The sequence below is a fragment of the Myxococcales bacterium genome (assembly GCA_016703425.1).
Lineage (GTDB): Bacteria > Myxococcota_A > Polyangia > Polyangiales > Polyangiaceae > JADJCA01.
Window position 1 is genome coordinate 14,876 of record JADJCA010000024.1, and the last position, 23,415, is coordinate 38,290.

Sequence of the window (23,415 nt, forward strand, 5' to 3'; positions counted from 1 at the left end):
ACGCCCGCGGGCGCGGCGGAAGTGCGTCACCCGCCGACACTCGGCAGAATGCGCACCTCAAAGCCTCGTTCGATGGCCCACGCCGCGCCCACCAGAGCGACGGCGAACGAGAGCGCGGGCAAGACCCGGCGGCCCAAGAGCGGCCGATGACCCACGGCGTACAGAATTGGGAACACCGCCAAGACGAACCCCAGTTGGCCAAGCTCCACGCCCACGTTGAAGCCCACGAGCGTCTTGGCGAGGCTCTGCGGAGCGAGGCCGAGCTCGGCCAAGACCGACGAGAAGCCAAAGCCGTGGAGCAACCCCAGCGAGAAGGCGAGGAGCCACCGCTCCCGCGAGCTCGGCTCCCGGCGGAAGTTGTCGAGGGCCGTCAGCGCCACAGAGATGGCGATGGATGTCTCGACGAGCCGCGACGGGAGCCTCACGAAGTCGAGGGCTGCGAGGCTTAGCGTGACCGAATGCGCCAGCGTGAAGGCCGTGACGAGCTTGGCGACGTCGAGGGCCGCTTGCCCGAAGGTACGGCCCTCCTTGCGCCGAAGGGCCACAGGGAGGAGGAGGGCGAGCACGAAGAGCAGGTGATCGGCGCCGATGGCGATGTGGATCACGCCCTCGCGAACGGCCGAGGCGAAGCCCGCGCGATCATCGCCGCCGCCGGCCGACGGCAGCGACTGCTCGCGCGCGTCGGCGGAGAAGATGAGCGGCGCGTCGCTGGCCTTGGCGCGCAACAGGCCGCGATGCAGCGCGTCACGATCGAAGAAGAGTCCGTAGCGAACCGCGACCGCCGCGGCCGACGCGCACGTCACCGAATACGACAAGGCCGCGTAGGCGCCGTCGGTGTGGCTCGCGGTGCCGAGCGGCGCGGCCCCCTCGAGCCGACACGGGGTGCCTCCTTGATGGAGGGTGACGCGCTCTTCCACATAGCGCCGGATGAGACCCTCCTTGGCGAGGACCTCGGCCCAGGTGATGGCGAGGTCGCCGTCGCTGTCGAGGTGGAAGATGGCGTCGAGGTCTCGCAGGGCGACGTCGACGCGAAGCTCCATGCGCGGTGCGTCGCCGGTGAGCGTCAGCCTCGCGTCGCTTGGCTTGTGGGCGTGGGCCCCGCGTCCCACGAGCAAGACCGCGAACATCATGATGAGCGCGCAGGCGAGCCTCATGGCGCACCGAGCCCCGCCGCGAGGCGACGGAGCGCGGGCTCCTCGGTGCGGCTCGAGCGAACGAGCGCGATGGCGTCGGCGGCGGCCGCGGGCGCGCGCGCTCGGAGCGCCGCCTCGAGGACGAGGCGCGTATCCCACGGCTCTTTCTGTACGGCGAAGTTGCGCCGCGCGAGCTCAAGGGCGCGCGCGGCGTCGTCCGTGAGGTCGAGGAAGTACCGAGCCTCCTCGCGCAAGTGGACCGCGTCGCCGCGCCCTCGCGCCGCCTCGTGCCGCTCGTAGATCGACCGCCGTCGCGCTTCGGCGGAGGGCGATTGGCTCCGCGTCTCCGCGATGGCGAGACGCAGGAGGAGGCCGTCGTCGTCGGTGTGCTCCGTGAGGAGGGCCGACGCTTCTTGGGGGCGGTTCGCGTCGAGCATGAGATCCGCCAGCGCTCCTCGCGTGTAGCGATCGCCTGCGTCCTTGGCCAACGCCTCGCGGAAATGCTTCTCGGCCGCCGCCGCGTCGCCGCGGCGTAAGGCGACCTCGCCGAGCGTCGAGAGCGCCCAAGGCAAGAGGTCCCGCGCGGCCGTCGTCGCCAGCGGCAGGAGCGCGTCGTAAGCCTTCTGCGCCTGACCTGTGACACTGTCGATGGTGGCCGCGCACGTCGTGACGATGACCGGGGAGGCGAGCGGCGCAAGCCGGGCGCAGCTGTCGCGCGCCGCGTCGTAGCGGGCGAGGACGAAGAGCACCGTCGCGCGCGTCAGCCAGACCTGCGGATCGCCAGGGGAGGTGACCGTCAGCGCGTCGAGGTCGGCCAGCGCGCCCTCGAAATCGTGCAGGCTTTGCTTGATGGTCGCGCGGAGCAAGACCAGCTTGTCGGGGGCGGCTTTCGCGAGCCAATAGGGGCCCATCACCGCTCGCGCGCGACCGAGCCAACGCGGATCGCCGGTGCGTCGCGCCTCGACGACGGCCCGCTCCACGTAGGCGGCGATGGCCGCGGCATCGTTTGGCGCTTCAAGGGCGGCCCGCTCGCGCGCCTCAAGCTCCGAACGGTCCCGGCCCAACGAGGCCGGCAGGCGCTCGAGGACCTCGGCTCGATCGGTCGGAACGCGCGGCGCCCCGTCGGCACGTGAGCGTCGTTCGGAGACGGCCCCTGCCACCACCAGCGTCAGCACAGCCGCGAAGATCGTGGCCACACGAGCTCTTTCGCCAAAGACGGGCATGAAGGGCGCTGGCAGGATAACCCGCGACGCTCCAGGGCTACGTTCGAAGTGGCGCTCCGGATCGCGGTCGTCGTTGCGCCATGCCAACAAAAAGCGGCGGGGCGCGGCCGTCACCGGCGCGCGCCCCAGGCCGAGTCAGCTCATCGACTCAGCTGCAGCCCATCGAGTTCCCGCAGTTGAGGCACTTGTAACAAGCGCCGTTGCGTACGGTGATGTGGCCGCACACGTCGCAGAGCGGCGCGTCGCCCATCATCGAGTCGAGTTGGGCGTCGAGTGCTGAGCCGCCGCCGCGGCCGGCTCCCTCGAGCCCTTCGGCCATTTGGTTGCTCCGAACCTGCGTCGCCTTCGCGGCGGGCATCGCCATCTCACTGGGCAACGTGATGGTCGGCATCGGCTGCGTCCTGGTCATCGCCATGAGCGCTTCCGGATGAACGCTGGGCGGCGCCGGCGGTGCGTCCTTCTCCTCCGCCTCCTCCGGCTTGATGTGCGCCAGGTCGTAGCGGTGGAGGTATTCGACGCCGAGCACGCGGAAGACGTAGTCGACGATGGAGGTCGCGACCTTCACGTTCGGGTGACCCTCGACGATGCCCTGGGGCTCGAAGCGGGTGAACGTGAACTGGTCGACGTAGGTCTGGAGCGGGACGCCGTATTGCAGGCCGATGGATACGCTCATGGAGAAGCAGTTCATCAGCGAGCGGAAGGCGGCGCCCTCCTTGTGCATGTCGATGAAGATCTCACCGAGCGTGTTGTCCTCGTATTCGCCGGTGCGGAGGTAGATCTTGTGGCCGCCGACCCGCGCTTCCTGCGTGAAGCCGGTGCGCTTCTTGGGCAAGCGAACGCGGAGGCCGTGTGGGCGCGTGTCCTTGGGCACGAGCTGCAGCGTGAGCTGCGTCGTGTCTTGGGGCGCGTTCGTCATCGGGATCGGCGACAGGACGTCGTTGTTGACCGTCGCCCTGGCGTCGGCATCAGCCTTCTTCTCTTCCTTGTCCTTGCTGGACGTGGAGAGCGGCTGCGACGCCTTGCACCCGTCGCGGTAGAGGGCCACGGCCTTGAGTCCGAGGCGCCAGCCCTCTTCGTAGATCTCGGCGACCTCTTCGACGCTCGCGTCGTTGGGGAGGTTGACGGTCTTCGAGATGGCTCCGCTCAAGAACGGCTGCGCGGCCGCCATCATCTTGACGTGGCTCATGGGGGCCAAGAAGCGCGAGCCGTGCTTGCCGCAGCGGTTGGCGCAATCGAAGACCGCGTAGTGCTCCTTCTTGAGGTGCGGGGCACCCTCGATGGTCATGCGGCCGACGATGATGTCGCTCGCCGTGTCGACCTCGGTGCGCGTGAAGCCGAGGCGCTCGAGCATCGGACGCTTCGAGTCCTTCCAGTTGACGCCGAGGAGGCGCTCGTAGGTCTCGTCGCCGATGATCCAAGGTGCGAAGGCCGCGTCGAGGTCGAAGACGCCGGGGAGGGCAGCCTCAACCTTGCCGAGGTCGATGTCCGTGAAGCCCTTGTCCTTCAGGCTTCGACGGTTGACGTGCGGCGCCGCGAGGAGCGTGTTGGTGCCGCTGACGTACGCGACGATCTCCTGGACCTCCGCCGGCGAGTAGCCGAGCCGACGCAGCGCCCCGGGCACCGATTGGTTGACGATCTTGAAGTAGCCGCCACCGGCCAGCTTCTTGAACTTCACGAGGGCGAAGTCCGGTTCGATGCCGGTCGTGTCGCAGTCCATCAAGAGGCCGATGGTGCCCGTCGGCGCGAGCACGGTGCTCTGCGCGTTGCGGTAGCCGTGGGCTTCGCCGAGGCGAACGGCCTGATCCCAGTCCTCGCAGCCCGCGCGGTAGAGCGCACCCGCCATCGACGACGGCTCACCGGGGAGCACGCAATCGACCGGCGAGATGGCGTGCGCCGCGTCGCGGTGCATGCGCATGACGCGGAGCATCGGCTCACGGTTCTTGGCGAAGCCCGGGAAGGCGCCCTTGGAGCGCGCCATCTCAGCGCTCGCCTTGTAGGCGTGGCCGCACATGATGGCCGTGAGCGCCGCGGCGATGGAGCGACCCTGATCGCTGTCGTAGGGGATGCCGAGCTGCATGAGAAGGCTGCCGAGGTTGGCGTAGCCGAGGCCCAGCGGGCGGTAGTCATGCGAGTTCTTCGCGATGGGGCCCGTCGGGTAGCTCGAGAGGTCGACGAGGATCTCTTGCGCGATGAAGAACGTGCGGCACGCGTGGCGATAACCCTCGATGTCGAAGTTGGGGATACCGCCTTCGCCCTCGGTCAGGAACTTCGTGAGGTTGACCGACGCGAGGTTGCACGCCGTGTCGTCGAGGAACATGTACTCAGAGCACGGGTTCGACGCGTTGATCCGGCCCGAGTTCGGGCACGTGTGCCAACGGTTGATCGTCGAGTCGTATTGAACGCCCGGGTCGGCGCAGCCCCAGGCCGACTCCGCCAACGTTCGCCAGAGATCGCGCGCCTCGTAGGTGTCGCAGACGGCCTGCGTCGTGCGCATGCGCGTCTCCCACTTGCCGCCGGTCTCGACGGCTCGCATGAAGTCGTCGGTGACGCGAATCGAGTTGTTGGAGTTTTGGCCGCTGATGGTGTGGTAGGCCTCGCCGTTGAAGTCAGACGGGTAGCCCGCTTGGATGAGCGCCTGCGCCTTCCGCTCCTCTTTGACCTTCCAGGTCATGAAGTCGACGATCTCGGGGTGGTCCATGTCGAGGCAGACCATCTTCGCGGCTCGCCGCGTGGTCCCGCCGCTCTTCGTCGCGCCGGCGGCGCGATCGAAGACCTCGAGGAAGCTCATGAGGCCGCTCGACGTGCCGCCGCCGGAGAGCTTCTCTTGCTTGCCGCGGATGCTGCTGAAGTTGGTGCCGGTGCCCGAGCCGTACTTGAATAGCCGAGCCTCGTTCTTCATGACCTCGTAGATGCTCATGAGGTCGTCTTGGACGGCCAGAATGAAACACGCCGAGCACTGCGGGCGCTCGTAGGCGTTGGCCGTCTCCACCGTCATTTGGCGGCTCTCGTCCCAGGCCCAGTTTCCGCCCGAGCCCTCGATGCCGTACTGGTGGTAGAGGCCCAGGTTGAACCAAACGGGCGAGTTGAAGGCGCCGTATTGGTGAACGAGCAGGTACGCGAGCTCAGCCTCGAAGGCGTCGGCGTCTTTGGTGGTCGCGAAGTAGCCGCCAAACTTCTCACCGGCCTTGCGGACCGTGTTGCTGATGCGGTGCACGACGTGTTGGACGCTGCGCTCGCCCTTGTCCTTGTCGCCGTGAAGGCCCGCCTTGCGGAAGTACTTGGAGATGACGATATCGGTCGCGAGCTGGCTCCACGTGGCGGGGACTTCGGCGCCCTCCATCTTGAAGACGATGCTGCCGTCGGGGTTGGTGATCGTGCTCGAGCGGCGCTCGTAGACGACCTGGCTCAACGGGTCGACACCCTCGGTGGTGTAGCGGCGTGCGACCGTCACGGTGCCGGCGGGCGCACGGACAGCGGCTTTCTTGCTCGCGCTTGCGCTCGCGCTCGCGTTCGTCCCCGCCGCGCGGCTCTCAGCCTTGGCAGGCGCTTTCTGCGCCTTGGCTCGCGTCTCGTCGTTGCGTTTCGAGGGGTGCTTGTGGGTCTGCGCCATGTTTCGTCCGTTCGCGCCGTTGGTCCCGAAGTCTTGCGATTGTGCCATGTCCGCCTCCACGCGCCGGCCGAGCCGTCACGCTGCGCCCCTGTGAGGTCGCTGCTGTTCAGATGGGAATGAGAGAAGGTCGAGAAGGGTCCACCGGCAGCGGCTCGCCGTCGCCGGATGCCAAACATCCGGGCGCCGCTGCCGACCGCAAGGGAGCCGCAAAGTCGTTCCAGCGTGCGGCGCGGGAACCACGTGAGCCGCCTGAGCTGCCCGCGCTCGGGCCGCCCTTTCGATTGCATTGAGGTGTGGGATTGCCCCACTCGACTACTGAACGCTCCTTTGCCCTCACCAGGTCCCAGTCTTGCCCGTACGTTCAGCTATACGTAGGAGCAGGTGGTTGCCGTTGAGGCGGTGGGCTCGAGGTGCTCTCGTTGGTTTCTACTTCAACCTTTTGTTCGACGGAGACGACCAAGGAGCCCACCGGTACGAAGGGCGAGTCATCCTTCTAGCCCCAAGATGTCGTGGCTGTCCAGGAAATCGACACCACAAATGGTGCATACATGGGTGCGATCTTTCCCACCTCTGCCCACAAGCATGGAAAATACTGGAGATCACTGAACTTCCGCGCGGCGTTGAACAGAGGTTTCCCACATGCGCAGGTCCACCCACCCTGATCTTGTCTTCAGGTTATCCCCAGCTGTGGAGTGCTGGGCCATTCCTGTTCAGTGGTTTTCCCCAAGCGCTCCACGACTTCTCCAGGCTCTCTTCACAGCCGGTCGATTGGCAGACCCGGGGATGACCGGCTCGCGTTGCGTGGTCCGGTTTTGTCGCCGGTGCCGGCGCCGATCGAGGCAGACTGCGCGCCCATGAGTGGACCCCCGCCCGTCAGCTCCGATGGCCCGAGCCTGCTCGACGAGTTCCCCATCGACACCCAGCCGTTGCGGGAACCCGCGGCCATCGAGGCGCGGGACCGCGCGTGGCTCGAGAAGGTGTACCGGCCCGACGTTCCGCAGTTTACCGCTCGCGCGGTCCTCACGGGAGCGGTCCTCGGCGCGGTCTTGAGCATCAGCGATCTCTACATCGGCCTGAAGGTCGGTTGGATCTTCGGCATGAGCATCACGTCGAGCGTCCTCACCTTCGCGCTGTTCGCCGCCGCCGGGCGCGCGTTTCCGCGCATGGCGCCGCTCTCTCCGCTCGAGACGAACACGTCCCAGACGGTGGCGTCGGCGGCGGCCTACATGGCGAGCGCGGGGCTCGTCAGCTCGATTCCTGCCCTCACGATGCTCAGTCGCGATGGGACGCTCGTTTTGCCCGAGCTCACGGGACCGATGCTCGTGGCCTGGCTCTTCTTCACCGCGCTGCTCGGCGTCGTCATCGCCGTGCCGGTGAAGCGGAGCATGATCAACGCGGAGCAGCTCCGCTTCCCGACGGGGCTCGTCTGCGCCGAGACCATTCGAACGATGCACGCCTCGGGCAAGGCGGCGCTGGGCAAGGCGCGCGCCCTCGTCGTCGGCGCGCTCTTCGCCGGCGTCGTCAAACTCGTGCTCGAGGCCAAAGTCGGCGTCCTGAAGCTCTTGCCGGATTTCATCCCGCTACCCGGTCGCCTCCATGGGCTTCCCATCACGGCGTGGTCGTTCCGTCTGAATACGAGCATGTTGCTCTACGCGGCCGGCGTCGTCGTCGGACTGAAGGTGGCGTCGAGCCTCCTCGTTGGAGCGGTCTTCAACTACGCGCTGCTGGGGCCTTGGCTCCTCGATCACGGCGTCCTCCGCGTAGCGTCGCCGGAGGTGGCCCAAGACCCCGTGGCCTTCCGGGCGTTCCAGAAGGCCTGCGAAGCTATCCACGTGTTGCCGGTTCGGTCGCCCGAGCTCTTGTTCCGCGAGCTTCGCGCGAAGTGGAGCGTTTGGCCCGGCACGTCCCTCATGGTGAGCGCGAGCCTCGTCGCCTTCGCGTTTCGCTTTCGGGTCATCGGTCGCGCCCTCAAGAGTCTGTCCGGGGTTCTCTCTTTCGTCCGAAAAAAGAGTGGCGCCGCGTCCGTCGACCCGTTGGCCGCGGTCGAAGTGCCCCCCTCGTGGTTCGGCCTCGGGTTGGCGATCACCGCCATCGCTTGCCTCGTCATGCAGCACGCCTGGTTCGAAGTCCCGCTGGCGCTCGGCGTCGTCTCGCTCGGCCTCGCGTTCGTGCTGTCCGTCGTCGCGTCTCGCGCCACCGGCGAGACGAACATCACGCCCATCGGTGCGATGGGAAAGATCACGCAGCTCGTCTTCGGCGTCCTCATGCCCGGCCACGCCACGGCCAACCTCATGACGGCCACCGTGACGGCAGGCGCCGCAGCCCACTCGGCGGATCTGCTGACGGAGGTGAAGACGGGCTATTTGCTCGGCGCCGCGCCGCGAAAGCAGTTCCTCGCGCAGCTCGTCGGCGTGCTCGTCGGTGCGCTGGCGTGTGTCCCCATTTACCTCGTGATCGCGAAGCCTGAGCGCCTCGGCGTGGACCTCGCGGCGCCGTCTGCGGTGGCGTGGGCCAGCGTCGCGAAGCTGCTTAAGGATGGCCCGTCGAACCTCCCACAGCTCGCGCTCATGGGCATCGGCGTGGGCGCGGCCGTCGGCGCGCTCTTGGCCGTCCTCGACGAGTTCGCGCCACCGCGGTACCGAAATTGGGTGCCGAGCGCGACGGGGCTCGGCATCGCGCTCGTTATCGACGCCAACGACAGCCTCGCCATGTTCTTGGGCGCGCTGTCGGCCTACGTCTTCGCGAAGCTGAAGCCGGCGGCGGCCGAGCGATGGACCTTCACGACGGCGAGCGGGGTCATCGCCGGCGAAGGTCTCATGGGTGTCCTTGTGATCGTCCTTCGCGACGTCCTCGGGGTCCTGCCGAAGTAGGCGTTCACCACCCGAATCGTGAGGCCCGCCCGAGCCGCCTTGAGCGACGCCCCCCTTTCATTTCTGCCTCGCGATGCGCACGTTGCAGCCGATGCAGGAACCGGCCCACCTCCGAGCTCGCATGGTCGACGAACAGCTCGCCGCGCGCGGCATCGTCGACCCGCGCGTGCTGGACGCCTTTCGCAGGGTGCCGCGCGAGAAGTTCATCCCGGTGCCCATGGACCCAGGTCTGAGCGCCCGTCATGCGGAGGTCGCCTACGCCGACGAGCCCGTCGCCATCGGCCTCGGCCAGACCATCTCGCAGCCGTACATCGTGGCCCTGACGGCTGCGGCGCTGACGCTGTCGGGCACCGAACGCGTGCTCGAGGTGGGCACCGGGTCGGGCTACGCGGCGGCCATCTTGAGCCTGCTCGCGCGGGAGGTCTTCACCATCGAACGCATGCCGGCGTTGGCCCACGTGGCCAAAGACCGCCTCGCTCGACTTGGGTACGGCAACGTGACGGTCATCGAGGGCGATGGCACGCTGGGGTGGCAAGAGCACGCGCCCTACGACGCGATCGCGGTGGCGGCCGCCGGACCCAAGGTGCCACCGCCGCTGCTCGCTCAGCTCGCCGTGGGAGGGCGCCTCGTGGTGCCCGTCGGCGACAAGACGCAGACGCTCGTACGCATCACGCGCGAGAGCGCCATTCGGTATCGTGAAGAAGAGCTGAGCGACGTCCGCTTCGTACGGCTCATCGGCGCCGAGGGGTTTCACGAGCGGTAGCCGCGCGCCCGTGAGCCCGAGCACGCTGTCGCACCGGCGAACACTGCTCGCGGTGGAACATCCCGACCGATCCTCGTACTCTCCGCGCGGGATGCGTGGCTCCGCGCTCTTCGCCTTGGCACTCGCCGCGCTGGCGCCGTCTGCCGTCGCGTGTCGGCGTGAGACCATCGACAAGCCCCCGCCGCCCGACATGGCCGATGTGCTCATGGTCTTCGAGGCCCCCACGGGGACCTTCGATGACGCGACGAAGAGCGCCGTGAAGGCCGCGGCGGACGAGGCGGCGAAGGGCCTCGTGGGCCTCGGCCTTCCCCAGAAGCTCGTCGACGATGTCCGTGCGGCCGTCGCTTCCTCGCAGGGCGGCGATGCGGGCGCAGTCGCCACCGAACCAAACACCGAAGCCGCGCCGCTCTTCGAGGGTGAAGGCTTCGCGAAGGTCACGCGCGTCTGCGGGGGCTGGGCTGCCGGGGCGCCGCCGGATGTGGCGGCCAACGGCTCGCTCGCGCTCACTGTGACGTTCACCGACGTCAAGCTCGACCCAGTCATTTGGGGCATCGCCGAGCGCTGCAAGCTCCTCGTCGGCGCGTCCCGCCTTCTCATCGACCGCGCCGGTGGCGACGCGACGAACCTTCGGATCCACCTCGGTGGCCCGGTGGCGCTTCGCGAGATCGGAACGCGACCCATCGTCGTCGCGCTCGGGGCGTCGGCGCAGATCGATGACCGCGCCGTGCGCGGCGACGTCGCCGTGCGCCTCTTGCCTGGCGCGTCGGCCGTCGAGGTGCTCGTCCCGGCTGGCGGCGGGCAGGTGGTCGTCACGCTGTCGTCCGCGCTCGTCGCCACGGGCGTTCGCGCGAAGAACGGAACCTTCACGTGCGATCTGGCGGGGTGCCTCAGCGAGCAGGGCGGCGTGAGCGCATGGTAGCGCCGCCGCGCCGGCTTCTCGTGACGGCGGGGCTCGCCATCGGCTTGGCCGTGACGGCGGCGCGGGACGCCCGGGCGCACCACACAGAGGAGCAGCGGCTCACCGACGACACCGCTTACACGCTCCAGAAGAGCACCGTCCGGCTCGGTCTCTTCAAGCAACAATGGGGGCCCTGGGACCGGATCACCTTCGGGACCTACGCCGTGCCTTGGGTCGTCGGCTTCGCGAACGCCCACGTCAAGTGGCGCTACTTCGGTGGGGACCCGCTCTCGCTGAGCGCCAGCCTCGGTCTCTCGCGGTTCGCGCCCAAGGCCGTGAAGGAGAGCGTGGGGAGCGCCGAGCTCGGCATCGTGCCCCTCGAGCTCGGGGCGTCGTACCGTTTCGATGAGCGCCTAACGCTGTCGGGGGCTTGCTGTATACGGTCGTCACGCTCAAGGGGAGCTACGACGCGGCGGCGCTCGATGGCCTCGCCGCGGTGAGCAATCTGCAGCTCTTCGCGAACCTCGAGGTCCGCGCGACGCGCGTCACAGCCTTCGTCCTTGCGGGGCGATACCTCGCGTTCCAAAACACGAGCGGACGCCTCTCGGCGACCTTCCGACCCGATGCCTTCACCAGCGTCGAAGTGCAGTCCGTGGGAGCGACGAACGCGCTCGACTTTCCCCAAGCGTTCTCCATCGTGCCGAGCGTCGTCTTCTCGTGGGGGACCTTCAACCTGCGCGCCGGGCTCGGCTATGGCAACTACAGCGTGCCGATGGTGAACCTGGTGTTGCCCAAGAAGACCGTCGTGCCGGATTTGGACCTGTACTTCGTCTTTTGAGCGGCGACGGGCGTCGGCTTGGCGCGCAAGCGAGGGGAGTTTCGGGCCAGCTCGTGCCTGGACAGCGTCCCTTACTGTCGACTCCACGGCGGTGCGCTCACCGGCGCACTGACGGAATTGTTGCTGACGATCCAGCCGGGGCCCGCTGTCAACTCGTCGGTCCAGGTGGTGTACGCGCGGTTGGCGACCACCGTGGCCATGGTCACGTTGGCGCCCAGGCTCGAAGTGTACGGCGCGTGGATGGCCTGGCCCGCTCCGTAATAGGCGTTGTCGAGCAAGACGAGGTCCTGCACGTTCACGCCCGCGGCGCCCGCAGGCCCGATGTAGATCCCCGTGCTCCCCTCCAAGCGAAGATTCCACCCCGCGAAACGGTTCGTGCCAGCGTGCGCCCGGAAGAGCTGCTGCGTGCCCTGGGTCACGAGCCGGCTGTCCATCCACAGGACGAGGTCGCTGGCGGAGGTGCGAGAGGTCGCGTGTGCACCTGCGCTGACGAATTCGCTGTTGCCGACCACGAAGTCGGTGCACTGGCCGTAGAGCATGGCGTAGGAGCGCGCGAACCAGTAGCTGCTCTCGATCAAGACCCGCGAACACGGTTCCATCGAATGCGTGTCGAGGTAGATCTGTGAGCTATCGGTGCGCGTGCGGATGTCCATGCCGCGAACGCGCAAGTCGACGGGTGCGCCGAACGTGCCGCCGACCACGCGGCCGCCGGTGCCTACCAGCTCGATGCGACTGCCGTTGCCGTACTGGATCGCGTACCCGTCTGGCGGTGCCGTCAGCGTGAAGCCGGCCGGGAAGATCCACCGCTGATCGTGTCGACCGCTCAGGTTGAGCGTGGCGGTGAAGCCGCTGCCCGTGAACGTGACTTCGACGTTGCTCATGGCCAGAGCGGCCGCCATCTCGGTCGCGTTGGAAACCGTTAGCTGCGCGGTCAGCGTTGGTGGCGTCGGTAGCGAAAGGGGAGCGAACGTCGAGGTTGCCGACTGCCCCGCCGCGACCCGAACCGCGACGAGTCGGGCGTTGAAGGCGGCGATTCGAGCGCTGACATCGTAGCCGGCGTTGGCCGCCGGGCCGGCATCACCATCGGACGTACTTGCGGCGTCAAGAGGGGCACCGGCGTCGATGAGCTGACTGGCATCAAGGGTGGTCGGCGCGTCGGCCACGACGCCCCCCTCACTCGCACTCGCGCCGGCGCTGCTCGAGCCACCCGACGAACTCGAGCCAGGCGGGGCGGATTCCGTCTTCGCGCCTGGGTCTGATGAACCACCGGAGCACGCGCTCGCGGCGCATGCCGCCGCGAGGGTCAACCATCCCGCTCGGAGCACTTTGACGTTCAAGCTCGACTCCCGTTCGAAGGTCTTTGGAAGCGCCGCACCTGGCGACGCCAGTCGCACGCAAGAGGCTACCACCGCTGCCAGCCGTCACGGGCGGCGTGCGCAGCGGAGCCCCAGCGGGCCGGCGTAGGGGTGCCCAAACGACGCGACGGTACGGTTCGTCAGGAATTCGATGCCGTACCCCGACGCTCGTGTCTTGTCCGTTGAGCTCGTGTAGGACGACGCGCCGAGGAACACAGCGCGCTGCGAGGTGATGGCCGCCGTTGTATAGATGGTGCCGGCGCAATCGACGCAGGGGGTCGGCAGGTCCGGCGTACCACCGACATAGCCGTCTGCGGTCCATTCGTACGCGCCGCCCGCGAGGTCCGCATGACCGTAGAACCCGTCTCCCGCCGGCTTCGAGCCGACGGGAAGAGCGGCGGTGCATGCGGGCCCCGGGCCGCCATCGGGCAGGGAGCTGGGACAGAAGTCGACCTCGGTCGTCGTCAGATTGCTGCCGGCCCAAGGGTGGTCGCGTTGTTCCTCGCCGTGGGTCCACGCGAAGCTGAGCTCGGCGAAGCTCGGGAGGAACCCGCCGTCCCAAATGCAGAATGCGAACGCTTCGGGCCAGGTTACGTTCGAGACGGGCCGGGCCTCCGACGCACCCGGCGTCGGCGTGTACGTCGCGAATGTGCCCGCCAGGTTGGTGGTCCACGAGCTTGCCGAAGCTGCGAGCAAGCTGCTCCACGGCGCGCTCCAGCCGCTCTCATGGGGGGGCGCCGCGCCCGCCGGTAGGACAAGCCCGCGTCCACCGTTCAGGTGCGTGTGCTTGCCGGCGCCTTGTGCCGGTCGCCAACCGGCGACGACGGCCGTCACGAACTGGCGGAACCGCGCAACCGTGACCTTGTACTTGTCCACGCGGACGGCGCTGATGGTGGCAGGGGTGCCTGCACTGTTCGCGCGGTTGAAGGCCCCGCCGGGAACGAGGATCGACAAGCAGCAGCTCTCCCCGCGGCAATCGGTGCGTCCGGCGCCGCCGCCGGCGCACGAGGGGGGAAGGTCGCATTGGTTTGGCGTGACCGCGCCGCAGGCCTCCAGGCCCTCCGTGCATGCCTTGTTGGTGCACGTCACGATTTGGTTGCAGTTTCCAACTGTCGTGCCGCAATCCTTTCCGGCGCAAGTTACGGCCGGCGGGTCGGGGACGCAGCCGCACTTCGTGCCGCCGCACGGGGCAAGCGGTCCGCACGTGTCCGGGCAGGTGATGGGATTGCCGCAGTTGTCCACCGTGGGCCCGCACTCTTGGTCCTTGCACGCTGTGACCGGGTCGGGCGTGCAGCCGCATGCAGAGGGAGTTCCTTGGCAAGACTCGTCCACGGGGCAATCGGCGCATAGCGACGTGCTGGCGCAGCCGTAGCGGCGCAAGAAGGGGACGCAGCTGTTTCCGCACTTCTTCGTGGTCGGCGAACAGGTGCCAAGTTTGCAGACTCCGCCCTCGCAGGTCCTCGTTTGGCCCGCCGGGACGCTAGGGCAGGCGGTCGCATTGCACGCCGTGGGGCCGCAACCGTAGGCCGGGTCGTCGACGGAAACGCAGCGATCGCCGCAGAACTTGTACCCGGGCCTGCAGGCCGCGATGTTGCACTTGCCGGCGACGCACGAGTAGACCGTCGAGCCGTCGATATCGCAGCGTTGGCATGCCGATGCGGCGCAGCCGTAGTCGGGATCGAGCGTACTGACACACGTGTTCGCGCAGCGCTTCTCCGTTGCGCCGGCGCACACGACGAGGCCACCCTTGCTCGCATCGGCGGAAGGGGCGCCGTCCGTCGCGCCGCCGTCGGTGTCGCCCGCGTCGCTTGGGACCGACGCGTCGCTCGACACGGCGCCGCCCTCGACCTTCGGTGGCCGATCCTCGTCCCCCGCTTCGAAGGTGGGCAGTGCGGCTCCGTTCAGCGTGGCCGACGCGCATGCGCCGCTCGCTGGGTTGCAGGTCTCGCCGGGGCCGCACGTCGAGCGTGCCTCCGAGCCGACCAAGGTCACCCGACTCGCGCAGCGGGAACTCAGCACGACGTCGACCGTCCCGACCCGATCGGTTGGCACCTGCTCGACGAGGTGGTCCCGGCGATCGACGGGGGCGCCGCCCTTGTAGGCGCTGACCGAGAGACTCACGGCCGTTGCTCGCTCGCCGTTCGAGGCGATGGCCAGCGTCGTCGGCAGGCCACTATCTTCGGGGACGCGAAGGTCGCTGCGGCGAAGGAGTGTTCCGCGCGCACTTACCTCGATGACGAGCCGATCGAGGCCGAGGGGGGCGTCCTCGCGAACGACGAGCATGAGCCCGCCGACCTTGGGTGGCTCCTCAGAGCACGCCGGCGCAAGCAGCGGGAGGGCGAAGCCGAGCACGCCCAGCGCGGTGAACGCGGCGCGCCGCACGGGGTGATGAACGGCCGGTCCAGGCGGGCCAGAAAACCTCACGCGGACGATGCTACGAGAATCTCGGCGGCTGGTGTGAACGTACCGGCGTTCCACTCGGCGGTTCCGAGCCATCACGTCCCACGCACGATTCGCCGGCAAGCGCCTCGCGGGCGTCGAGGTCGTCGTCCTCCGCGACGTGTCCTCCCCAAGTAGTCGGCCTACGATCCTCGAATGGTGAGACCCGGGAGCGCTGCCTTGAGCTCGGCCTCTTCGGCAGGCGTCAGCTTCGCGCGGAGGCGCTTCAGACTCTTCATGGGGAGGAGCGAGGCCACCGGGTCGGCGAGCTTGGTGTACGCGATGGAGAGATCCTCGACGAAGGGCAGGGGGGGCAGCGCGCGAAGTTGGGCAAGCTCCGTGAGGTCGAGGGTGCGGAGCGCGCGCATGGCGCCGAGCCGCTCCGGGAGCGTACGCAGGTTCTTGCAGACCGTGAGCGTCAACGATTCAAGACGCGCGAGGTCGAAGATGCACTGCGGCAGCTCCTCGAAGGGGTTACCCGTCAGGACGAGCTTCCTCAGCGGAAGTCGTCCGAGTTCGGCCGGAAGGCTCGTCAGACGGCACCCGCTGAGGTCGAGCGCCTCGAGCTTCTCCAGCGAGGTGAGCGCGCCTGGCAGCTCGAGGGTCCCCGTCGAATGCCACGCGAGACGACGCAGCCTCGTGAGTCTTGCGAGGCTTATGGGCATGGCCACGTTGGCGTAGTCCACCTCGAGATCCTCGAGCGGCGTGAGCCCGCCGAGGAGGGTGAGGTCGGTCATCGCAGTAGCCCAGAAGCGAAGGCGACGAAGCTTGGGCAGCCGGGCCAGCTCGGGCGGCACCGCCAGGAGGGCGTTGTGGCCAAGGTCCAAGTCCTCGAGGCGCTCCAATTGGGCGAAGCTCGATGGGAGGGTCGTGAGGGCGCCCGTGTGAAGTCGCAAGGTCACGAGCTCGTCGCCGAGGTCGCCGAAGTCATCGGGGAGCGCGCGGAACTTGGCGCGACGCTCCAGCGCAAGCTCGCCGCCTTTCATCAACGCTCGAAGCGCCTTGAGTCCCCAAGGTGGCGGCTCGCCCAAGAGGAATCCAACACCGATCCCCGAGAGGCGAAGCACCTCCAGCGCAAAGCTCCGGCTCGCGAAGCCGTCGACGTTTGCGAGGGCGCGGTAGGCCTTGTCGGCCTTGTCGTCGAGCCCCTCTGTCAACGTGTTCTTGCCAAGGGCCGCAGAGACCGCGAGCTTGAGCGGCGCCGGTGCGTAACGCTCGAAGAGCAGGCCTGCGTTCTTGCGAATCTTCGCGTCGCCGTGGGCCCGCCCCAGCGCCAAGAGGAGCGGCAACAGCGGCGCCGGCACTCCGCCGCTCTCGGCCAGCTTGAGGCCCAGAAGGACGTTCTCCCCGGCGGCGCTGCGCAAGAGCTCGCCCATGCCCTCGGCGCTTTCATCTTGCGTCTCCACGGCCATGAGGTGCGGCGCGGCGTCCTTGACGAGCCACGCCTGGAGTTGTGGAAGGGCCGCCAGGCGCGCTCCTTCTTGCAGCGGCGACGCGAGGCCCGGTCGCTCACCAAGCACGACGAGGGCGCCGGCTCCGGCGGCGAGCGCGTCGCCCTTCGCGTCGACGGCGGCGCCGGCCGCCGTGAGACGCGCCTTGGCCGCGGCGACCTTGATGCCCTTCATGGCTCCAGCGAAGACGACGCGAAGGCCCGCTATCGCTTGGGAGAAGGGATCGTCGAGCACTTCCGCCAGCAGGCCAAGGGCCCGCCCGCGCACCTTGGCGTTGTCATCGTCAAGCAGGGCGATGAGCGAACCCGTGAGGGCTGGCGAACGCGCGAGCTGGCGCGCGCCGTCGAGGTCTGCCGTCTCGAGGCGTGCTCGCAACGTCACGGCGTCCGAGTCGAGGTCGGCGTCGGCTCCAGCGCCGCGGGCGCGAAGGCTTTGAAGGATCGCCTCGGCGGCCTTGTTCTTCTGGCCCTTCGTCGCCGGGTTGCTCTGGAGCGTGAGCGATTCAAGGCCCGTAAGACGACTGAGCCCTGCTGGCACCTCGGCGAGCAGGTTGTTCTCCAGCGCGAGGGAGCGGAGCGTCGTTAGGGCGAAGAACGACGCCGGCAGCTCGGCGATACGGTTCGCCGCGAAGTTCGCTGAGCGAAGGCTCTTGAGCTCTCCGATGCTGGGCGGAATCGCGGTGAGCTTGTTCTTGTGAACGTTGAGGTCCTCGAGGCCGCCGAGCCGACCAACGTCCTCGGGCAACGAGGTGATGGCGTTGTCGTTCAAGTAGAGGACCTTGAGCCGCCGGAGCGTCGCGAGCGAATCCGGAAGCCCCTTGAGCGCGTTCTCCGTGAGGACCAACGTGTGGAGGTGCGCGAGGCGCTCGATCTCTGAGGGCAGCTCGCGCAGCTTCGTTCGCGTGAGTTGCAGCACCTCGAGCGGTGAGCCTTCCCACAAGAGGGCGGAAGGGAACGCACCGAGCGTGTCGCGATCGATCGTGAGCGCCTTGAGCCCCTTCATGTTGGCGATGGCCGCTGGAAAGCCCGAGAGCTCGTTGTTCCGGAGCCACAGGGCCTCGAGCTGCGGCATCGCGTCGAGCCGCGGCGGATGCTCCGCCGTCGCGGAGTATTGAAGGCCAAGGCGCGTGAGCTGCCCCATGGCCCAGAACCAGTCGGGCAGCGGCAGGTGGGGCTTGCCGTCAAGGACGCGCAGTTCGCGCAGCGCGGGCAGGCGCTCGAGCCATCGCGGGAGCGCTTGCCGGTACGCGCTCAGCCATAGCGTTTCGAGCTTCGTCAACGGCGAGAGGTCGAGGACCGTGTCGAGGGTCGTGCGGAGCTTCAGTGATCGAAGGCTCGGTAGTTCGAGTACGCACTCGGGGATCGCCTTGAACTGTTCCGAGACGATCTCGAGCGACTCCAGCTTGCGGAGGTGCGCGAGCTTCGGTGGAAGGGAGCGAAAGCGCGAGCTGATGATGGTTAGGTCACGCAGTTCGGTGAGCGCCGAGATGTCGTCGGGGAGCGCTTCGAGGGCGTAGCAGTTGAGAACGAGGCGCTCTAGCTTCGTCAGAGACCAGAGAACGGGCGGTGGGAGCTTCGCGCCGAAGCGCGAGAGGTTGACCTCGTAGGTGAGCTCGGTAAGCGCGGTCGCGTCGGCGGGCAGCAGCGCGATGTCATCGGCGATGTGCATCGCCGCGGAGCTTACAGGCTGAGGAGGTACTCGGTCAGGTCGGCCCGCTCATTGGCGGTGAGGGAGCGTGACGTGTGCTGCGTGCCGAGCCGCAGGAGGACGTCGTCCAAGGTGGCTGCCGAGCCGTCGTGAAGGTACGGCGGGGTCGCGAAGACGCCGCGCAAGGTCGGTGTGTCGAGGCCCAAGAGCGGCCCGCCGAGGCGCTGACCCGAGCCGGCCGCCAAGGTGCCCACGTCGTGCAGCCTAGGCGCGCCCGGCGAAAACCAGCCGCTGTCGGTCATCCGCGGCCCTGCGTGGCACCCGTCGCAGCCCGCGCTCGCGAAGACAGCCTCGCCGCGCGCTGCCGCGGTGGTCAGCTGGCCGGCGCCGGGACGCGATGGACTTCGCGGAACGGCGGAGAGTGACGTCACGTAAGCCGCCAGCGCGTCGAGTTCGGTCGACACGCCGGCCTTCTTGTCGCCGAGCTTGGTATTGCGTGTGCCCTGGAGGAAGTCGGCATCGGCCATGAGGCCCTTGCCCCCAAAGGCCTCGCGGATGTCGTGCTCGAAGTCCTGCACCTCGTCGAAGTTCGCGCTCCAGTGCAGGGGGCCGTCTCCGAGGCCGGCTCGTCCCAAGAGCGACGTCGTGTTCCTGAGCCCTTCGCCGCGGCCCGTGAAGTCCCAGACGCGGCGATCCGAGTCGCCTTCCAAGTGACAGTGCGCGCACGCGATGTAGCCGTCCTTCGATAGGCGCGCGTCGGCGGCGTCGTTGAAGAGCTGCTTGCCGCGGAGCACGTCGGCCGGGAGCGGCTCCGCCTTGACGAGCGCCAGGCGCGCGACGGGTGCCGCTGGCGTGTCGAAGGCGGATGTGTCGAAGACGAGGAGCTCGCGAGACAGGGGCACGTTGACGTAGAGCGTCTGGTCGTCGCTCGAGAGAGCAACACCGTCGGCGGCGTAGCCGAGTTGGGAAATGTTGCCCGACGGGACCTCCGTGAGGACGTCGAGTCGTTCGACGGTGCCGTTGCCGGGCATGACCACATAGAGAAAGTCGCCGCGGCTCGAGTAGGTGGCTGCCGAGGCCAGGCCACGGTTGTCGAACTGCTTGCGGCGACTAAAGACCTCGGCTTTCGCACCGAGGTCAACGAAGGACGTGATGGCCCGGAGCGTCGTCTCGAAGGTGAGATCACGGCCACTTCGAAGGACGCCGTCGATGACGTTCGCCTGCAACGACGGCAACGCGAGCTCGCTTCCCGTCGGCGAGACAGCGACGTGGCCAAGGTAGCTAGGGATTCCTCCAATCTCCGTGTCCGACGCGAGCTGCGTGTCTTTGGCGAGCGCCACCGTCTCCGTTGTCGGCGTGGTGTCGAGGTTCGATACGAGCGTGACGACGCCGCCCGCCTCGGGCGAGCGCCACGACGTTACGGCGAGGCGTCCGCCGGGGAGCGCGGCGATGGCCCTCGCATCGGCTGCGACGGCGAACGTGTCGACAACCGTGGGGGCACCCGTCGCGTAGCGGATCCGCGCCACCCGCCCCGTGGCCGTCAGCGTCACGAAGAGCTCGTCGCCGATAGCGGCGGCACCGTAGGGCCTTGCGCCAAACGGCAGCGCCACCTTAACCGGCGCGCCACTGCCATCTTCGGGCACGAACGCGACCGAGTCATCGTCCTGGCACGGGACCGCGAGAAGGCCGTTGAAGCGTGTGACTGTGCGGGGCTTCGGGCCTACCGCGATCCGCGTAACCTCGGCGAGGCCTCGCGTGCGGTCGCCGAAGAAGACGACCTCGTTCGCATCCTCGCTTACGACAGCGACCAGGCCCTTGTCGGGCAACGACACGAGGGTGGCGCTCTCCGAGCGCGAGAACGTGGCGGGCGTCGTGACGCTGAGGACCAGCGAGCCGGTGCGCGTGGCGCCACCGTAGTCGCGCGCGGTGAGCACGACCGTGTAGCGGCCGGGCGTACCGTAGCTGACGCTCGCGGTCGGCGAGGGCGACGGCCCGCTTCGCCGTCCGTCGCCAAAGTCCCAATCGAAGGTCGTCGCACCGCTGGATGCGCTGGCGTCGAGAACGACCGCTTCGCCGACGAGCGCGTAGCGCGAGGCGCCCGGTCGAGCCGCGAGGACGGCCGCGTCGCCTGTCGCGTCCACAGGCGCGCTCGCGTCGCGGGCGAGTGGCGCGGCCGGCGAGGGGATCCCAAGCGCCGGGGGCGTGACGCTTGCGACTTCGCCCGTGGTGCAACCGGCCAGCAAGACGGTCCCGATGCCTCCCAAGATGCCGCCCAAGACGCCCGGCATGGCGAAGGTGGACCGCGGCTTCATTGGCCGGTGGTGAAGGTGAGGGAGAAGGGTTGCGTGATGGCGTTGCCGTTGAAATCCGCGAGGCCGCCGACGGGCACATCGAGGACATAGGTGGACGACGCGTCGAGCTGGTTGAGCGGCGAGAAGTTCACGATGTTCTCCTGCGCCGAGACGGTCCCCGGAACCCTCTCCTTGCCGGTGGCCGTCACCTTCATCAGGCGAACCGAGCCTTCCCACGCGCTCGCCGAGTCGACGGGCTCGCTCGTGGTGAACCCGAGTCGTGAGGTTCGTGGGAGACCCTTCGCCCCGTCGCTGGGCCACGCCCAGGTGACGGTCGGCGCCTTGGTGTCGACGTCCGTTTGGTACGGCGCGATGGCCGAACCCTTGTTTGGGTCGGCCTTGTCGTCGACGCTCAAGACGACGACGTTGCCGATGGGGGTCATGGTGTCGAGGTCGCCGGTTAGCGTGAGGCGCTTGACCTCGGTGATGGCCGAGAGGTTCGACACGTCGTAAATGGCGGCGAAGCTCGACTCGCCGACGAAGGCGAGGTTGTCCTTCACGAAGACGTAACCTCCGTTGCCGTCCGATGGCTTCACGCCCGCGAAGAGCGGGGCCGCGGGATTTCGTACGTCGTAGACGATGAGACCACCGGCAGCCTCCTTGCGCGCGTAGAAGACGTAGCCGTTGGCGAAGTTCGAAAAGTACGCCTCGCGCGGCGCGCCGTCGGCGGCCTCGCGCGCCAAGAAATCGCCTCCCGCGATGGGCTGGGGCGCCTTGGGGTTCGAGATGTCGAGGAGCACGGTGCGTGGCGACTCGGCGGTGGTGACGACGAGGAGGTTTCCGATGGCCTGCACCTGTCCGACGCGCATCGTGGGCGTGAACTTGGTTTGATTGACGAGCGTCGGGTTCTTCGGGTCGGTCGCGTCGACGACGAAGAGCCCGTTGTCGGCGCCGCCGACGAATACGTAGGGGTCTTGCCAGAAGACGCTGAGCGTCACGCGCGCGTACGCGTCGGGGTAGAGAAAGCCCGGCAGCTCCATGAGCTTGATGGCCTTGGGCGCGGTCACGTCGCTCACGTCCCAGAACTGGATGCCTCCCTTCGTTGCGACGAGCGTTCCGCCGATACCGTCCACGACGGCGTAGCGTCCACCGCGATGCGAAAAGCCAATGGAGTGGCTCTCGCGCATCTCACCGGATTCGCCGGCGCCGACGCGTGTAGGCGCGCACGGCTTCGAGACGTCGAAGAAGCTGATGCCGCCGCCGCCCCACTCGGGGGCCCACGGCATCACGAGGTAGCCGTCCAGCATGGTGACCAAGTTGTGGTGATCGAAGGTGTCGCCGGAGGCGCCGTCGAGGTACGCGCACTTCTCGTAGAGCTTGTCGGCGGTGAAGGCTTCGCTCGGCCCGCCGGGGCCCTTGTTCTTGGGCCACGCGCCAGGCGCCGGGTAGCTGGGGGCTGCGGTCGCGTCGGTCGCGCTCGCGTCGCTCGGCGCGGCCGGGCCGGCGTCATTGTCAGCTTGCGCAGGCCTCGGTCCCGCGTCCGTCGCGGCCGAGGGCTCTTCCGGCGTGGCCGACGAGTCCCCGCAAGCCATGACCAAAGCGAGGGCCCACAGGTGCTTCTGCATGGTCCCTTTTTCCCGAGCGCACGCGGGTCGTCAAACGGCTCGGCGGTCGTGGACCCCCACGAGGCTCAAAAGAGCCGCGCCGCCGTGTCGTCGGCGAAGAGCCAAGCGTGGCGCGGGATGGCGAGGTGGTTGCCCCGCACATTGAGGCGCTCACGGGCCGCGAGCCAGTCCGCCGCGCGCCGTCGTTCGTCGGTCCACGCGACCTCGCCGACGGCGTTCGCCGCTTCCTCGAGGTCAAAGCCGCACTCGAGCCGCAGGCCCAACATGATGCGCTCCCGCAGCAACGTCGCGCCGTCGAGGGGCTCGACCAGCTCGTCGTCGGCGCTCGCGCCCGCGTCCGCAAGCTCGCGCGTGAAAGCGACGTAGCGCGCCGGATCGGTGGGGTTGCGCCGTCGCGCGCCACCGTAGGCGCCGAAGGCCGCGCAGCCGAGGCCGAGGTACGGTTCGCCGCGCCAGTAGCCGAGGTTGTGCCGCGCCTCTTGTCCCGGCCGCGCGTAGTTCGAGATCTCGTAGTGCCGGAAGCCGCGCGCCGTCATGGCTTCGTCGAGGGCCAAGAACGCTTCGGCGACGCGCCCGTCGTCCGCGAGCGGCAAACGCCCGCGCCGCGCCAGCTCGCCGAACTGCGTCCCTGCTTCAATCGTTAGCTGGTACGCGCTCACGTGCGAGAGGCCCAGCTCGCAGAGACGCGCGGCTTGTTTTGGCGCCGCATCGGCGGGCTGACCGTGAAGGCCGAAGATCAAGTCGGCGGAGACGCGAAGGTCAGCGACGCGAAGCGCGCCCTCGATGGCGCGGAGCGCCCCGTCGGGGTCGTGAAGTCGCCCCAAGAACCGCAGCTCGTCAGCGTCGAGCGATTGCGTCCCGATGGATAGGCGATTGACCCCCTCGCCTTGGAGCATGCGTGCGCGCGCCTCGTCCAGCGAGGTGGGATTGCACTCGACGGTGACCTCGACGTCGCCGGTCGCGGGCAGCGTCCGACGGAGCGCGGCGAGCACGCGACCGAGAGAGCGCGGCTCCCAGAGGCTCGGTGTTCCGCCGCCGAAGAAGATGCTGCCGATGCGCGGCTCGCCGCCCTTCGCCGCGAGGGCAGCCAAGAATGGCGCACGGCGCGCCTCGAGCTCGCGGAGCACGGCGTCCGCATAGCCCTCGTGGTCGATGGCCGCGGGCGCGGCCTTGTAGCTGACGAAATCGCAATACGGACACTTCGCCAGGCAGTAGGGGAAGTGGACGTAGACGGAGCCGCGCACGGGCCGAGGTTACCCGAAGTGCAGAGCG

General features: G+C 68.3%; 14 protein-coding genes. 5 read left to right on the plus strand and 9 right to left on the minus strand.

The window, feature by feature from the left end:
* Positions 1–26: 26 nt before the first annotated feature.
* The 3 genes from IPG50_32075 to IPG50_32085 form a co-directional block, all read right to left on the minus strand.
* On the minus strand, positions 27–1,154 hold the full coding sequence (locus IPG50_32075; protein MBK6696793.1) for a HupE/UreJ family protein: 1,128 nt from the start codon (positions 1,152–1,154) through the stop codon (positions 27–29).
* Positions 1,151–2,329 carry a tetratricopeptide repeat protein gene (locus tag IPG50_32080; protein ID MBK6696794.1) on the minus strand — a complete coding sequence of 393 codons (1,179 nt, stop codon included), beginning with the start codon at positions 2,327–2,329 and terminating at the stop codon, positions 1,151–1,153. Before IPG50_32080 ends, IPG50_32075 begins: the two co-directional genes overlap by 4 nt.
* 175 nt (positions 2,330–2,504) lie before the next feature.
* The gene (locus IPG50_32085) at positions 2,505–5,966 is read right to left on the minus strand and encodes a vitamin B12-dependent ribonucleotide reductase (protein ID MBK6696795.1); all 3,462 of its coding nucleotides are present in this window, start codon (positions 5,964–5,966) and stop codon (positions 2,505–2,507) included.
* Positions 5,967–6,820: 854 nt separating this feature from the next.
* Here IPG50_32085 and IPG50_32090 point away from each other — a divergent pair.
* The 5 genes from IPG50_32090 to IPG50_32110 all read left to right on the plus strand — a co-directional run bounded on the left by IPG50_32090 (position 6,821) and on the right by IPG50_32110 (position 11,335).
* Positions 6,821–8,836: an OPT/YSL family transporter gene (locus tag IPG50_32090; GenBank protein MBK6696796.1), complete on the plus strand. Its 2,016-nt coding sequence runs from the start codon at positions 6,821–6,823 to the stop codon at positions 8,834–8,836.
* Between the two features lie 121 nt (positions 8,837–8,957).
* Positions 8,958–9,599, plus strand: coding sequence for a protein-L-isoaspartate(D-aspartate) O-methyltransferase (locus IPG50_32095; GenBank protein ID MBK6696797.1), 642 nt, complete (start codon positions 8,958–8,960; stop codon positions 9,597–9,599).
* A 91-nt stretch (positions 9,600–9,690) separates the two neighbouring features.
* Positions 9,691–10,518, plus strand: coding sequence for a hypothetical protein (locus IPG50_32100; GenBank protein MBK6696798.1), 828 nt, complete (start codon positions 9,691–9,693; stop codon positions 10,516–10,518).
* A complete protein-coding gene (locus tag IPG50_32105) occupies positions 10,512–10,997 on the plus strand; it encodes a hypothetical protein (GenBank protein MBK6696799.1) in 486 nt (161 codons plus the stop codon). Before IPG50_32100 ends, IPG50_32105 begins: the two co-directional genes overlap by 7 nt.
* The gene (locus tag IPG50_32110) at positions 10,994–11,335 is read left to right on the plus strand and encodes a hypothetical protein (protein ID MBK6696800.1); all 342 of its coding nucleotides are present in this window, start codon (positions 10,994–10,996) and stop codon (positions 11,333–11,335) included. Before IPG50_32105 ends, IPG50_32110 begins: the two co-directional genes overlap by 4 nt.
* A gap of 71 nt (positions 11,336–11,406) precedes the next feature.
* Here IPG50_32110 and IPG50_32115 read toward each other — a convergent pair whose 3' ends face one another.
* The 6 genes from IPG50_32115 to hemW form a co-directional block, all read right to left on the minus strand.
* Entirely contained in the window at positions 11,407–12,498 is a 1,092-nt protein-coding gene (locus IPG50_32115) for a hypothetical protein (protein MBK6696801.1), read from the minus strand.
* A 258-nt stretch (positions 12,499–12,756) separates the two neighbouring features.
* Positions 12,757–15,114 carry an SUMF1/EgtB/PvdO family nonheme iron enzyme gene (locus IPG50_32120; GenBank protein MBK6696802.1) on the minus strand — a complete coding sequence of 786 codons (2,358 nt, stop codon included), beginning with the start codon at positions 15,112–15,114 and terminating at the stop codon, positions 12,757–12,759.
* A 158-nt stretch (positions 15,115–15,272) separates the two neighbouring features.
* On the minus strand, positions 15,273–18,248 hold the full coding sequence (locus tag IPG50_32125; protein MBK6696803.1) for a hypothetical protein: 2,976 nt from the start codon (positions 18,246–18,248) through the stop codon (positions 15,273–15,275).
* Between the two features lie 11 nt (positions 18,249–18,259).
* Positions 18,260–20,539, minus strand: coding sequence for a PKD domain-containing protein (locus IPG50_32130; GenBank protein MBK6696804.1), 2,280 nt, complete (start codon positions 20,537–20,539; stop codon positions 18,260–18,262).
* Positions 20,536–22,143: an Ig-like domain-containing protein gene (locus tag IPG50_32135; protein MBK6696805.1), complete on the minus strand. Its 1,608-nt coding sequence runs from the start codon at positions 22,141–22,143 to the stop codon at positions 20,536–20,538. Before IPG50_32135 ends, IPG50_32130 begins: the two co-directional genes overlap by 4 nt.
* 65 nt (positions 22,144–22,208) lie before the next feature.
* A complete protein-coding gene (gene hemW / locus IPG50_32140; protein MBK6696806.1) occupies positions 22,209–23,387 on the minus strand; it encodes a radical SAM family heme chaperone HemW in 1,179 nt (392 codons plus the stop codon).
* Positions 23,388–23,415 lie beyond the last annotated feature (28 nt).

What these genes read in the sequence shown, in the direction of transcription:
- IPG50_32075 (MBK6696793.1), bottom strand. Translation starts at nt 1,154, where the DNA reads ATGAGGCTCGCCTGCGCGCTCATCATGATGTTCGCGGTCTTGCTCGTG.
- IPG50_32085 (MBK6696795.1), bottom strand. Translation starts at nt 5,966, where the DNA reads ATGGCGCAGACCCACAAGCACCCCTCGAAACGCAACGACGAGACGCGA.
- IPG50_32090 (MBK6696796.1), top strand. Translation starts at nt 6,821, where the DNA reads ATGAGTGGACCCCCGCCCGTCAGCTCCGATGGCCCGAGCCTGCTCGAC.
- IPG50_32095 (MBK6696797.1), top strand. Translation starts at nt 8,958, where the DNA reads ATGGTCGACGAACAGCTCGCCGCGCGCGGCATCGTCGACCCGCGCGTG.
- IPG50_32100 (MBK6696798.1), top strand. Translation starts at nt 9,691, where the DNA reads ATGCGTGGCTCCGCGCTCTTCGCCTTGGCACTCGCCGCGCTGGCGCCG.
- IPG50_32105 (MBK6696799.1), top strand. Translation starts at nt 10,512, where the DNA reads ATGGTAGCGCCGCCGCGCCGGCTTCTCGTGACGGCGGGGCTCGCCATC.
- IPG50_32125 (MBK6696803.1), bottom strand. Translation starts at nt 18,248, where the DNA reads ATGCACATCGCCGATGACATCGCGCTGCTGCCCGCCGACGCGACCGCG.
- IPG50_32130 (MBK6696804.1), bottom strand. Translation starts at nt 20,539, where the DNA reads ATGAAGCCGCGGTCCACCTTCGCCATGCCGGGCGTCTTGGGCGGCATC.
- IPG50_32135 (MBK6696805.1), bottom strand. Translation starts at nt 22,143, where the DNA reads ATGCAGAAGCACCTGTGGGCCCTCGCTTTGGTCATGGCTTGCGGGGAC.